This is a genomic window from Clostridium sp. Marseille-P2415, from assembly GCF_900155545.1.
In the GTDB taxonomy this organism is placed as follows: Bacteria; Bacillota; Clostridia; order Lachnospirales; family Lachnospiraceae; genus Lacrimispora.
The window spans coordinates 3,484,212-3,497,030 of the sequence record NZ_LT732526.1 but is presented as its reverse complement, the minus strand read 5'-3'; the positions used below and the strand labels follow the sequence as shown (position 1 = coordinate 3,497,030).

The window sequence follows — 12,819 nt, the reverse complement described above, 5'->3', positions numbered from 1 at the left end:
CCTTTCTCTTTATCCCAGAGCCACGTCTAAAATCATCATGACCAGAAATCCTGCCATCACGCCCAGGGTCCCTGCATTGGAATGTTCCCCCAGATGAGCCTCCGGAATCAGTTCCTCTACGACCACATACATCATAGCTCCGGCCGCAAAAGACAGCAGCCAGGGCATAAGAGGTGCGATGCCTCCGGCAATGATAACGGTGAGAATGCCGAATATGGGTTCTACAATGCCGGACATGCTGCCGCGGATAAATGCTTTTCCGACGGAAAGACCTTCCTGGCGGAGCGGCAGGGAAATGGCAGCGCCTTCCGGGAAATTCTGGATGCCGATCCCGATTGCCAGAGCCATGGCCGCGGTATAAAGGGAAGGATCGCTTCCGTGCTGTGCGGCCAGTGCAAAAGCCAGGCCTACGGCCATGCCTTCCGGAATGTTATGGAGCGTGACTGCCATCACCAGCAGGGTAGTGCGTTTCCAGGTAGAAGAGATCCCCTCTGCCTCATTGTTACCGGGATTGCTGACGTCCGGATGGAGATGAGGTAAGTAAGTATCCAATAGAATCAAAAACAGTACGCCTAAGAGAAAACCTCCGGCAGCCGGGATCCAGCCGATTCCTCCGTTTGCTTCGGCTTCTTCTATGGCTGGTATGAGAAGTGACCAGATAGAGGCCGCTATCATGACGCCTGCGGCAAAACCAAGAAAAATTCTCTGGACAGCCTGGTTTACCTCCTTACGAAAGAAAAATACAACAGAAGCTCCCAGTGTGGTCATGAGAAACGTGAAGCCGGTACCGCCGGCAGCCCACAAGATCGGTGTCATAAAAAGCCCTCCTTTTCTATTTATAGTCAGTTGGTTCTAACTGCGTTTTCCTTATTTTTACTATATCACAACCTGTGTTTCCGTGCAATGAGATAAATTCCCTTTCCCTTTCCGGCAGATTTATGCTAAAATAGACCTGATTTTACATAAAAAGCACCCTTCGGGTATTCCTTTATACCCAAAAACATGGACGTAATTAGGAAAGGAATCTGATTTATGAATATAATATGGAAAAGGCGCTCTGTATATTCCGTGCTTATGGCGGCAGCGGCTGCCTCTCTTCTGGCTGGCTGCCAAAAGACAGAAACGGTTACGGCCCTTGACGGAGCCACACCTTCCATTGCCATAGCAACGGAAGAAAAGAAGGAACTTAAGCCGATTGGCGTACTCACCCCGGGTGGAGACTTAATGCCAAGGCTTTCCGATGTTCCGGCATTAAAAGAGAATCCAATCCCTGAGTATTTGCGGAACGGAGTGGAGCATCCCGTGGTGGCAAGCCTTCAGGAACGCCTGATGGATCTGGGCTTTATGGACAATGATGAACCGACTCAGTACTTTGGAAGCGTGACAGAGGCGGCCGTTAAGACGTACCAGCGGCAGAACGGCCTGGCTCAGGATGGGATTGTGGGTCAGGAGACTTTAAATAGCATTATGTCACCTTCAGCCAAATATTATGCCGTATCCAAAGGCGTAGCGGGCGATGACATCTCAAGGATCCAGAACCGTCTTTATGAATTGGGATATCTGGCAAATTCCGGACAGATTTCGGGAAGCTTTGGGGATGAAACGGAAGCGGCGGTCAAAAAGCTCCAGGAAGTCAATGGCTTAAACATAGATGGAAAAGTAGGACGCCAGACCATAAATTTACTCTACAGCGATGAGATCAAACCCAATTTTCTGGCTTATGGGGAAAAAAGCGATGTTGTTTTATCCTGCCAGCAGCGTCTTAAGGAGCTGGGATATTTAACCACTACCCCGGATGGAGCCTACGGCGATGACACAGTGACTGCAGTCAAACAGTTCCAGTCCCGTAATGACCTGGTGGTGGATGGGTATTTAGGGCCCTCCACCCGGCTTGCCTTAACCAGTGCGGAGGCCCAGCCAAACGGTTTGATGCTGGGAGAACAGGGGGAATCCGTCACCCGGATCCAGCAGCTGTTAAATAAATATGGATATCTGGCCTCTTCCAATGTAACAGGCTACTATGGTGAGGTGACAGAAAAAGCGGTAAAGGCATTCCAGAGCAACAATGGACTGAACGCGGATGGATCTGTGGGCCAGCAAACCATGAACAAGCTTACGGGAAGCGGGGTCAAAACAGCTGGCTCCTCCGGTTCCTCCGGCGGATCAGGCAAAGGCGGGACCGTTAAGGGAGGTTCCGGCGTAAGCGGACTTCTTTCCATTGCCAGGTCCAAATTGGGACGCCCCTATGTATGGGGAGCAAAGGGGCCGAATTCCTTTGACTGTTCCGGATTTATATACTGGTCCCTCAATCAGGCCGGAGTCAGACAGAGCTATTTAACCTCATCCGGCTGGAGAAACGTAGGGAAATATACGAAGATCACCAGCTTTGGAAGCCTGCAGGCAGGGGATATCGTTGTAGTGAGCGGACATGTGGGAATCGCAGCCGGAGGCGGAAAAGTGATCGATGCCTCTTCCAGTAACGGACGTGTGGTAGAACGTTCTTTAAGCTCCTGGTGGAAGAACAACTTTATCTGTGGCTGGCGTATATTTGGATAGGATTGGTTTAGAATAATGAGTATGAAAAAGCAGAAAAAAGCAATTGATATGATAACGGATCCGCCGGGAAGGGCTCTTCTTCTCTTCGCCCTTCCCCTGATACTTGGGAATTTATTTCAACAGTTTTATAATATCATAGACTCTGTGGTGGTGGGACGCTTTGTGGGCGAGGAAGCTCTGGCGTCCGTAGGTGCATCCTATTCCATCACCAATGTGTTCATTGCCATTGCCGTAGGGGGCGGGATCGGAAGCTCGGTGGTCGTATCCCAGTTCTTAGGGGCAAAGCAGACCGGGAACATGAAGACCGCCATATCCACCACTCTTATAAACTTTCTGTCGGTCAGTGTGGTGCTCGGCGGTCTGGGACTTCTTTTCAATAATCAGATTTTAAGCTGGATGAACACCCCGGATAATGTATTTCATGATGCGTCGGTGTATTTAAGCATTTATTTTATAGGGCTTCCTTTCTTATTCATGTATAATGTACAGGCCTCAGTTTTTCAGGCCCTGGGAGATTCGAAGACACCTTTATATCTGCTTGTCTTTTCCTCCCTTTTAAACATTGCCCTGGATCTGGTTTTCGTGACCCGGTTTTTCATGGGAGTTGCCGGTGTGGCAATTGCTACCCTGATTGCCCAGGGTCTGTCGGCAGTATTATCCTTTGTCATTCTGATAAAACGCCTGAAGACCTATGAGATGACAGAAACGTTTCGTCTCTATGACTGGAATATGATGTTTCATATGATGCGTGTTGCCATTCCATCGACGCTCCAGCAGTCCATCGTCCACATCGGAATGCTCATGGTCCAGTCCGTGGTCAATGTGTTCGGTTCCGCGGTCATGGCCGGTTTTGCGGCGGGAACCCGCATTGAGTCCATCTGCATTGTTCCCATGCTGGCGTTGGGAAATGCCATGTCCACCTATACTGCCCAGAATATTGGTGCGGGGAAAACCGGCCGGGTGAGAAAGGGCTACCGTTACTGCTATGCCATGGCAGGTGTGTTTGCGGTCGTGATCTGCCTTATCATGGTGGCCTGGGGGGATGTCTTTATCCGGAGCTTTTTAAATGAGGGCAGTGCGGATACCGCATTCCAGACAGGTATGGGGTATGTCCGGTTTATCTCGTTTTTCTATATATGTATTGGATTAAAAGCGACCACAGACGGGCTTTTACGCGGTGCAGGAGATGTGGTGGTATTCACGGCCGCCAATCTGGTTAATCTGGCAATCCGTGTATCGGTAGCGGCTGTTTTTGCTCCGGTCATTGGCGTCCAGGCCGTTTGGTTTGCGGTTCCAATGGGCTGGACGGCCAATTATATCATTTCTTTTATCCGGTATCTTACGGGGAAATGGGAGAAGATCCGGCTTATTTCTTAACAGGAAAAGCCACTCCTGCCTTAAATAAGTCCCCGTCAATGTAAAGCTTGAATTCCCCGCCCTGAAGCTCGGTTAAGCTCTTGGCGATGGATATTCCCAGGCCGCTTCCTTCGGTAGTCCGGGCAACATCACCGCGGACGAAACGTTCCGTCAGTTCGTCCGCGCGTATATTTAACGGGTTTTCAGAAATATTCTTCATGGTGAAAACTACCATGTCCTCTTCTCTTGTAATGTCTACGTATACCCGGCTGTGTTCCATGGCATATTTGAATGCATTGTTATAAAGGTTCTCAAGAACTCTCCACAGATATCTGCCGTCCGCTTCGATCAAAATGGATTCGGCAGGAAGGGTGGATACCAATTCCAGATGGCGGATGGAAAATTTCTCTTCAAACTCTCCGTTGGTCTGATGGATCAATTCTACAAAGTCAATGCTTGCGATTTCCAGCTTTAGGTTGCCGGAGCTGGCCTTGGAGGCTTCTACTAAATCTTCGGTCAGGGTCTTTAATCTCTGGGACTTCTGTTCCAGGACTTCCAAGTATCCCTGGATTTTCGGGTCCTGGATCCGCTCCCTTTTTATGAGGTCCACATAGTTGATGATGGATGTAAGGGGAGTCTTAATGTCATGGGATACATTGGTGATAAGATCCGCTTTCAGGCGTTCGCTCCGGACCTTTTCCTGTAAGGCTGCCTCCAGTCCGGTGCTGATGTGGTTGATGTTCTCAGCCAGTTCCCGCTCTTTTCCATTAAATTTACCGGTGTCGATTTTATAAGTGGTGTCGCCCTGGGATATGTTTAACAGGGCCTGGTTGACCTGGTCAGTTTCCCAGGCGTTTTTATACATCTGGTGGAAGACCCAGAAATCAAGGCAGAAAAACAGTACGGCCACCGCTCCCATAAGGATCCGCGATTCCAGACTGCTATAGGTAAATAACAAGAAGCAAAAAGCCAGTATCATGGCAATGTTAAAGGTCAGGAATACGGCATAGGAAATCATGATCCGTGTGGTGAAACGGTGGTGTTTAATATACAGGGATATGTTTTTAAGCCCACGGTTTATCAGGCTGCCGGACCAGAGCGTGCCGGCTTTATACCGTTTTAAAATGCTTAAGGCGGCAGTCAGTCCGACCGCGTAATAAATCAGGACCCGCAGCACCAGTTCCCCGTAATACCATTGTTCATCGGCCAGAAACAGATGGATGATCTTATATGCCAGCTGATCGGAAAGAAACAGGGCGCAGACAGCTGCAGCGGAAAAAAGAATCAGGCAGCTTTCCGCAGGAAGCCGGTCAATCCGGTCCAGCCGGATGGCGTCATATTCGTTGGCCTCATGTCCGGTTAAGCATATTAGAAGATACAGGGTCGCTGCACAGCCTAAAATGCCCAGGCCCAGGCTTATCATTCCGATGATAAATAAAATGCGCATGCGGTCATAGGAAGCCGCAGCCTGTGCATAGGCGTCATTGTATGGATAGTCAGTATCCACTGCCACCGTCATATGATAATTGCCGTTGTTATAGGGATTCATCTTCTCCAGCTGGGAGGAAATATCTTTCGGGGCAGAGTTTAAGTTGGAGTCCACGTAAAGTCCCTCTCCGGTGACATAAAGGTATCTTCCCATGGCTTTAAAGTCATCTAAGGTTTTGCCGGAGACATTGCTGTAAAGCTTGAAATCCTCCGCAGTGTTCTGATAGAGGATCTCAAATTTCAAGTTGCTGGAATTCTGGATAAAACGGTAATAAAAAGAATAGTAGTTGCCTAAGTGGGTGAGCACCTCATAGGACAGCTCGTCCAGGGTGAGAAAGGCTTCTCCCGGTTCTGTGGCCTGGAAATCCGGTTCGTAGGCCCGGTAATCCACCCGTACATCCGAGTCTCCGTCACTCGAATCCGGATGGCCGCCGCTCACCTTAAACTGTTCATTCAGATAAAAACCAAGGGACTTGGCCCGGCGGATCATCTCGTCTACGGTGTATTCACTGGTCGTTCCGGGGCCATCTGTGACGCGGATGATGGGCTTTGAATAATCCAGCCTTCCGTTGGTTTCAAATACTTCCTTATATTTTACATAATTGAAAATATCGTCAATATCGGATTTGAACTGGCGGGTGAAGGCGGGCGTGTCCTCATAGGTCTCATGGGTGATCCAGCTGATGCCCTCTCCGTAATGGGCGTTGTTGTACATGATGGTGACACCGATAACAACAAGAAGGGAGAAGAGCACATGCATGAGAACCACAAATTCTTTTTTTTTCTTCATAAGCGCTCCTATTGTTTCTCGATCTTATAGCCTACGCCCCATACGACTTTTAAATAGCGGGGTTCTCTGGGGTTGATTTCTATTTTTTCCCGGATGTGCCGGATGTGCACAGCTACGGTATTGTCCGCCCCAATGGCCTCCTCGTTCCAGATCTGCTCGTATATCTCATCAATGGAAAATACCTTTCCCGCATTTTTTACCAGAAGCAGCAGGATGTTATACTCAATGGGAGTCAGCTTGATCAGCTCATCATCCACGGTAACTTCCTTATTGTCATCATTAATGGCCAGTCCTCCGCATTTGTATACCTGTCCTGTGGGCTGCTGGTTCATATTGCCCAGCTGGGTGTAGCGGCGCAGCTGGGATTTTACCCGGGCTACCAGTTCTAACGGGTTAAAGGGCTTGGTAATATAATCATCCGCCCCGATGTTTAATCCGAGAATTTTATCGGTGTCCTCGGATTTGGCGGAAAGGATAATGATGGGAATGCTGCTGTTCTCACGGACCTTTAAGGTGGTGCGGATTCCGTCAAGTCCCGGCATCATTACGTCCAGAATCATTAAATCCACCTCATTCCCTTCCAAAAGCTCCAGGGCTTCAAAGCCGTCATAGGCTTTGATCACGTGAAATCCCTCTCCGGTCAAATATATATCAATCGCTTCTACAATCTGTTTGTCATCATCACATACTAAGATATTCTGCATACGAAAACCTCCTTTTCCATTATTATACCATGAAAGCAACGGGTCAGACGCCGCGAAGCGGCATTTGATAAATGCAACATGATAATATACGCTTGCGTCTATTATACAACGAAGGCAGTAAAAAATCACATTACTTTTTTATGAAGAAACGGAAAAAAGCTGTCCGTTCAATCATGTTTCGGATTTTTTCAACATATGTTTTACCAATTCTGGTAAAAGGATGCTTTTATGAAAATTTATGTGGTACAGCAGGGGGACAATGTTGACGCCATTGCCCAGTCCCAGGGTATTCCGGTAGAAACTCTGGTATTTGATAACCAGATTGATCCCCCATACCGCCTGGCTGTAGGCCAGGCGCTCTATATTAATGACGAAACACCTTTGGAAGACAGGACCCCTCTTTATGTATTTGGTTATGCATATCCGTTTATAAGTCCGGAAAATCTTGATAACACACTTCCCTTTTTGACAGATTTATATGTTTTTTCCTATGGTTTTACTTTGGAGGGAGATCTGGTTCCGCCTATGGTTTCGGAAGACTGGATGCTGGAGCGGGCCGTACAGTCCGGAGTGCGTCCCATTCTGACTCTGACTCCCCTGGGACCTGACGGGCGCTTTAACAACAATCTGGTCAGCACGGTGGTACATAATACGGATGTCCAGCAGCGGCTGGTCTGGAATCTGGGCCTTAAGATGCAGGAAAAAGGCTACGGAGGCATGGATTTTGACTTCGAATATATTATGGGGGATGACCGGCTGGCTTATGCAGCTTTTGTCAAGCGGACCACACAGATCATGAACCAGTTCGGCTATCAGGTCACGGTGGCCCTGGCCCCCAAGACCTCGGCGGAGCAGCCCGGGCTTTTGTATGAAGGAGTTGATTACCGGCTTTTGGGTGAAGCGGCCAACCGGGTGTTTCTTATGACATATGAATGGGGATATACATATGAACCGATAAGCTATAGGTAATTTTTAACCCGGAAGAAGAACCGTATTTTAGCGGCTTTCCGGGATTCTGGGATAAAACTGTAATGTGAAATTCGCCGTGTTTCCGGCGCCTTTTTTATTTCGTTCCGTCTTTAAGTAGTCAATATGATTCAATACATTTCTTAGCATGGAGTTTCGCAGCCTGACATCATCTATTTCCCAATACACATCAACTAAATGCTTTATGGCCGGAATGAAATCCCTTTTTGCCTGCTCTCTGGCAGCTGTGCGGTCACGCTCCTCTTTTAAATGTCCTAATTCTGTGATTAATTCTGTTTTCTGGCTTTCCAGGATTTTATGCCGTTCCTGGAATAGATCCAGGGAGTAAACACCTTGCTCTAACAGATCGAAAGCCTTATTGAGCTGTTTTAAAATCTGATTGTACTTTTCCTCCAGGCTGTGGATAGAGTTTTCTAAGACGGACAAAGCTGTCTCATGATCTTTATAGGATTCCTCAAACCAGTCTAATTCATACTCTGGGATCCATTCTTTTAATCCTTCAATGACCTGATCCTCTATCAGGGAGAGAGGAGAAGAAATATTATCACATTTGCTGTTAGGACAGCGCAGGATTGCATAGCGAAGTCTTGTATTGCTGGGCTGCCGGGTCATCATGGTGCCGCATTTGGCGCAGTACACCAGTCCGGAAAGCGGATTTTGTAAAGCATTCGCAGCATTCATGGGATTTGGTTTGCCCGCTTTGATTTTCTGGGCCAATTCGTATTTCTCTTCTTTTATTATTGCAGGAAAGCGTCCGCGGACTATTTCACAGCCCGGATCCTTCGGTCTGGTCTCAATTATCTTTCCATTTATCATTTGCTTATGTACCTTGCGCCATTGCCATCTTTGGTATCCGGCATAAGCAGGATTGCTTAGAATGTCAATGATGGATGAAGCGGACCACGGTTTTCCGCTTCGGGAGGGTACGTCCAGCTCGTTTAACCGGTCCCGGATCTGGTAGGAGCCAAATGGGGCATAGCTGCCATTTTCCTGGAGTTCACCGCTGATATAAAGTTCATAGATGTATTCAACGATCTTTGCCTCTTCCGGTATGATCTCCAGCGTGTAGCCTTTGTCTCCTTTGTGTTTGACCTTTTCATAACCATACGGAGCGGTTCCGGCTATGTACCAGCCGTCACGGAAGGCGGCGATGCGGCCTCTCTGGATTCTGCGGTTGATGGTTTTATATTCCCGGCGGGACATGAAGAGGTTGAATTCAAAGTATTCTTCATCGAACTCATCGGAAGGATCATAGATTTTCAGGGGAGTGATAATTTTTGTATTGCTGAATTTAAATGCCTCAGCTACGGTTCCCTGGTCTTTTGTGTCGCCTCTGGCCAGACGTTCTACCTCCATGACAAGAACGCCTTCCCACATACCCTGCATGACTTCTAATAGTGCTTGCTGCATCTTCGGCCGTGCGGATATGGTTTCTCCGGATACCAGTTCTTTGTAAACGGCACCTACTTGAAGCCCCATTTTTACGGCAAGTTCAGTTAACAGTTGTTCATGGCGGGCTAAGGTTTCGCCTTCGCCCCGGGCTTCTGCTTCTTTGTCGGCCCGGCTTTTACGTAAATACATGAGGTATGACATAGGTGCCTCCTTTTTGTTTCGTTGTAAGGATACGGTTTGATCACAAAACCAGGTCTGATCCTACCCCCATTTAAAATTTTATTAAAATGCCAGTGGTTTTAAACCTTTTTGGCAAATTTTATCCAATTTCTGTTTCGCCTTATAGTAGGATTTTAAATAAAGCGTAACCATGTTCTCTACAGTATTTCAACTTCGTAACCGTAATATGGAAAGGTGTACAACCCGTCACACATAGAATCTGTTAGAAAGGGGCGGTGACATGGCAAGTAAGCCGGTAAAGGAAATAAAGAAGGGAGATACTACTTTTATTTTCTATGATGACTATTGCAAAGACACAACACCTGAAGAGGTTGACACCATTCTAAAGCAAATTGCAAGAGAGGTTTTACCCGCTTTAAGAGCGGCCCATTTACATACAGAGGATACCGCCTGATGGCGGAGCCGGCGGACAAGCAGGTGGAGGCTGAAGAATGGAATGCTGATTCTATCGATAGATTGATCAAAAAGGAATATAATAATCCCGGATTCATATATATGAATAAATAATCATGATTATGAAAATGCAAAATATTAACCGTACAAAGTAATTTTTTGGGGGAGGGAGAAAGCAGCTATGAAGTGGTGTGGATTGGCAGAAGCAGAAAAAGTGAAAGAGAGGAAGTGAAAAGATATGGAAGACAGATCAAAGACTTCCGAAAACAGTTCGGAAAATGAAGTGTTATTAAATGATACTGCATTCCTGGGACAGCCAAAAGGAGTCGGGACTTTAAGTTTTATGCAGCTTTGCAATTCTTTTTCAAATTATGGAATGACTGCGGTATTGATTTACTATCTGTATACTGCCGCACCGGCCGGACTCGGTTTTACCAAACAGAATGCCGCACAGCTTTTGTCACTTTATTCGGGAGCAATTGCTTTGACAGGAATCGTGGGCAGTTATATATGTGACAGAATCCTGGGATGCAGGAAATCCCTTTTTGCAGCGAGGAGTTTCAATGTAATTGGTTTTGTGTGCCTTGCACTGCCTCTGGGTGTGGGCGGTTATGCCATGGCAATGGCATGTCTTGCTATTGGACCGATGTTTGGAGGCAGATGCCTGGAGGCATTGCTTGGAAAGTTTTATGATAAAGCGGATGGGAGACGTGACAGTGCCTATACCATTACTTATGTGATTTCCAATATTGGGGCAGCAGCTCCTGTGATTTCCGGAGCACTGGCAGCAGCCTTTGGCTATCATTCGGCCTTTGCTTCCTGCGCAGTTCTTTCGGCAGTCAGCCTGATTGTATATGCGGTCACCTATAAACCGTTTTTTGGAAATATTGGTATTGAACCGGATGATCCGCTTCCGGATGATAAAAAACGCTCTTTTATTGGAAAGCTGGCATTGGTCCTTGCAGCGGCAATCGTAATTCTTTCGGTACTTTTTATTTCCGGTACGCTGTCTATTCCTGCATTTGCCAATGGAGTCAGCACTGCATCTATTGTGATTCCGATTGTATATTTTGTATTTATTTTTGTAAGTAACAAGACGGAGAAATATGAAAAGAAGAAAGTGCTTTGCCTGGTTCCGGCATTTTTCTGCAATGCGCTTACACTGCTGATCTGGACACAGACTATTTCCATCCTTGCGATTTTTTATGAGGAAAAAGTAAACCGTATCATTTTGGGAAAAGAAATAGCAGCAGCTTCGTTTCAGACATTGCCGGCAGTGCTTGCAGTGATCATAGGAAGTTTCCTTACGTTTCTCTGGACAAAGCTTGGGAAAAAACAGCCTTATGGAACAACCAAAATGGGAGTTGGCACCATGCTCTGGGGGCTGGGTGCATTGCTTATTGCGTTTCTGTATGCAGCATTTCCGGGAGATATTAAAATCAATGCATTGTGGATCGTATTATTCTATGCGGTGCTGATGCTTGGGGAAGGATTTACCAGTCCGGTAGGATATTCCCTTACTGCAGTAGCTTCTCCAAGGGCCTTTCAGGCACAAATGATGACGGTATGGGGAATGTCCATGTCAACAGGGGCAGCCTTGAACACGTTGATTGTCAATTTCTATCAGGAGGGAAAGGAAGTCCCGTTTTTCCTTGGAATAGGAGGACTGGTATGTGTGGCTGGACTGCTGATGGCGGTTTTCGGCAAAAAACTCGGCAATATTCTCGGCCTTGGAAAAGTATCTTAATCTGATATAATGGAAAGGATGGAAAAAAGGATGGAAGAGGATCTCAACACTCCTAAGATTATTCGTGCAGTTTTAATTGATGACCGGAGGATTGAATTATATTGGAACACCCAGATACAGGGAGCGTATGATGAGCGGTCTTTTGCTGTCCGGTATCATGGAGAAATACGAAAATTGACTCATTGGACAAAGGATAAGGAATGGGATTATGGCACGGTTTATCAGAAGGAATCTATGCGTACTACTTTGTGCCTGGAGGAGCCGGTAAATCCGGCTTTGGCAGGAAAACTGACGGTTCAGGTAACCGGAAATATGGCGGATCTGATGGACTGTCCGGTAAATCGGGAAATAATATACCAGGTGACCTATGAAGCTTATTATACACAATTTTTGATCTGCGGATCCGGAGTCACAGTGAAAGCAGGGAAAACAGTCAGTCAAAAAACAATGAAGCTTGCGGCTTCTATTATTGATATCATGTTGGAAAAGATTCCGGAAGCAGCAGAAGTGCTGGTAAAGAAAAAGGCTGAGCTTGCCATTTTTGGGCTGAAAGAAAATGCTTATGATATACCGGAACACCGGCAGGGATATTTATTGGCAACCAGGCCGGTTGCGGGGTTCGGCGGGGATAAAAACAACCCGGTATCTTCTATTTCAGAGGCAAATGTTATCCGGCTCCGAAGCGGCCGGTATGCAACCAGATATTCGCATGAAATGATTCTTGTACATGAATACGGACATGCGATTCATCTGGTTGGGATCAATGCACTTGAGGACAGGAGCCTGGCGGAGCAGGTGAAAAATGCTTATAAGCATGCAAAAGATTCCGGGTTATGGCCCCACACTTATGCAATCAGCAATTATGAAGAATACTTTGCAACACTTGGTACGGTGTGGTTCAATGTTATGCAGGAGGGGGTGGATGGCCGGTGGGATGGCATTCGCGGTCCGGTCAATACACGTGAAGAATTGTATATTTATGATCCGGAGGGCTATGAGCTCATGAAACGGATTTATCCGGAGAAAACACTTCCTGCACCGTGGAATAATAACAGGGATGCTTACAATATTGACGGAAGCCCGAGGTTGTATGATATTGGGAAAGAATTTGCCTGGGATTTCATACAATGATGGAATGAAGATTAAAAAGAATGCAGGAGGAGACA

Annotated in this window: 10 protein-coding genes; 6 read left to right on the top strand and 4 right to left on the bottom strand. The window is 46.9% G+C overall.

Going from position 1 to position 12,819, the window contains the following annotated elements:
- Positions 1 to 9: 9 nt before the first annotated feature.
- Complete coding sequence (locus tag BQ9856_RS20950; protein ID WP_077612739.1) at positions 10 to 816, bottom strand: ZIP family metal transporter; 807 nt, start codon at positions 814 to 816, stop codon at positions 10 to 12.
- A gap of 216 nt (positions 817 to 1,032) precedes the next feature.
- Between BQ9856_RS20950 and BQ9856_RS20945 the strand changes: the two genes are divergently transcribed.
- Positions 1,033 to 2,556 (top strand): C40 family peptidase, encoded by a 1,524-nt coding sequence (locus BQ9856_RS20945; protein WP_077612738.1) that lies wholly within the window; start codon positions 1,033 to 1,035, stop codon positions 2,554 to 2,556.
- Positions 2,557 to 2,577: 21 nt separating this feature from the next.
- The gene (locus BQ9856_RS20940) at positions 2,578 to 3,933 is read left to right on the top strand and encodes an MATE family efflux transporter (protein WP_442855554.1); all 1,356 of its coding nucleotides are present in this window, start codon (positions 2,578 to 2,580) and stop codon (positions 3,931 to 3,933) included.
- Here the strand turns inward: BQ9856_RS20940 and BQ9856_RS20935 are convergent.
- The gene (locus tag BQ9856_RS20935) at positions 3,923 to 6,190 is read right to left on the bottom strand and encodes a sensor histidine kinase (protein ID WP_077612736.1); all 2,268 of its coding nucleotides are present in this window, start codon (positions 6,188 to 6,190) and stop codon (positions 3,923 to 3,925) included. The two genes, BQ9856_RS20940 and BQ9856_RS20935, sit on opposite strands and share 11 nt — an antisense overlap.
- Before the next feature lie 8 nt (positions 6,191 to 6,198).
- Positions 6,199 to 6,894 carry a response regulator transcription factor gene (locus BQ9856_RS20930; RefSeq protein ID WP_077612735.1) on the bottom strand — a complete coding sequence of 232 codons (696 nt, stop codon included), beginning with the start codon at positions 6,892 to 6,894 and terminating at the stop codon, positions 6,199 to 6,201.
- 228 nt (positions 6,895 to 7,122) lie between these two features.
- Between BQ9856_RS20930 and BQ9856_RS20925 the strand changes: the two genes are divergently transcribed.
- On the top strand, positions 7,123 to 7,863 hold the full coding sequence (locus tag BQ9856_RS20925) for a LysM peptidoglycan-binding domain-containing protein (RefSeq protein ID WP_235839276.1): 741 nt from the start codon (positions 7,123 to 7,125) through the stop codon (positions 7,861 to 7,863).
- A gap of 27 nt (positions 7,864 to 7,890) precedes the next feature.
- Here BQ9856_RS20925 and BQ9856_RS20920 read toward each other — a convergent pair whose 3' ends face one another.
- Positions 7,891 to 9,474 (bottom strand): recombinase family protein, encoded by a 1,584-nt coding sequence (locus tag BQ9856_RS20920; protein ID WP_077612734.1) that lies wholly within the window; start codon positions 9,472 to 9,474, stop codon positions 7,891 to 7,893.
- A 259-nt stretch (positions 9,475 to 9,733) separates the two neighbouring features.
- Between BQ9856_RS20920 and BQ9856_RS24645 the strand changes: the two genes are divergently transcribed.
- From BQ9856_RS24645 to BQ9856_RS20910, 3 genes are all read left to right on the top strand, one after another.
- A complete protein-coding gene (locus BQ9856_RS24645) occupies positions 9,734 to 9,907 on the top strand; it encodes a hypothetical protein (protein WP_159442053.1) in 174 nt (57 codons plus the stop codon).
- Positions 9,908 to 10,144: 237 nt separating this feature from the next.
- Positions 10,145 to 11,653: a peptide MFS transporter gene (locus tag BQ9856_RS20915; protein WP_077612733.1), complete on the top strand. Its 1,509-nt coding sequence runs from the start codon at positions 10,145 to 10,147 to the stop codon at positions 11,651 to 11,653.
- 30 nt (positions 11,654 to 11,683) lie between these two features.
- A complete protein-coding gene (locus tag BQ9856_RS20910; protein ID WP_200801333.1) occupies positions 11,684 to 12,784 on the top strand; it encodes a hypothetical protein in 1,101 nt (366 codons plus the stop codon).
- Positions 12,785 to 12,819: the final 35 nt, after the last annotated feature.

Excerpts from the sequence above, each read along its gene's own strand:
- BQ9856_RS20915 (WP_077612733.1), top strand. The coding sequence starts at position 10,145 with ATGGAAGACAGATCAAAGACTTCCGAAAACAGTTCGGAAAATGAAGTG.
- BQ9856_RS20910 (WP_200801333.1), top strand. The coding sequence starts at position 11,684 with ATGGAAGAGGATCTCAACACTCCTAAGATTATTCGTGCAGTTTTAATT.
- BQ9856_RS20950 (WP_077612739.1), bottom strand. The coding sequence starts at position 816 with ATGACACCGATCTTGTGGGCTGCCGGCGGTACCGGCTTCACGTTTCTC.
- BQ9856_RS20940 (WP_442855554.1), top strand. The coding sequence starts at position 2,578 with ATGAAAAAGCAGAAAAAAGCAATTGATATGATAACGGATCCGCCGGGA.
- BQ9856_RS24645 (WP_159442053.1), top strand. The coding sequence starts at position 9,734 with ATGGCAAGTAAGCCGGTAAAGGAAATAAAGAAGGGAGATACTACTTTT.
- BQ9856_RS20935 (WP_077612736.1), bottom strand. The coding sequence starts at position 6,190 with ATGAAGAAAAAAAAAGAATTTGTGGTTCTCATGCATGTGCTCTTCTCC.
- BQ9856_RS20925 (WP_235839276.1), top strand. The coding sequence starts at position 7,123 with ATGAAAATTTATGTGGTACAGCAGGGGGACAATGTTGACGCCATTGCC.
- BQ9856_RS20945 (WP_077612738.1), top strand. The coding sequence starts at position 1,033 with ATGAATATAATATGGAAAAGGCGCTCTGTATATTCCGTGCTTATGGCG.
- BQ9856_RS20920 (WP_077612734.1), bottom strand. The coding sequence starts at position 9,474 with ATGTCATACCTCATGTATTTACGTAAAAGCCGGGCCGACAAAGAAGCA.
- BQ9856_RS20930 (WP_077612735.1), bottom strand. The coding sequence starts at position 6,894 with ATGCAGAATATCTTAGTATGTGATGATGACAAACAGATTGTAGAAGCG.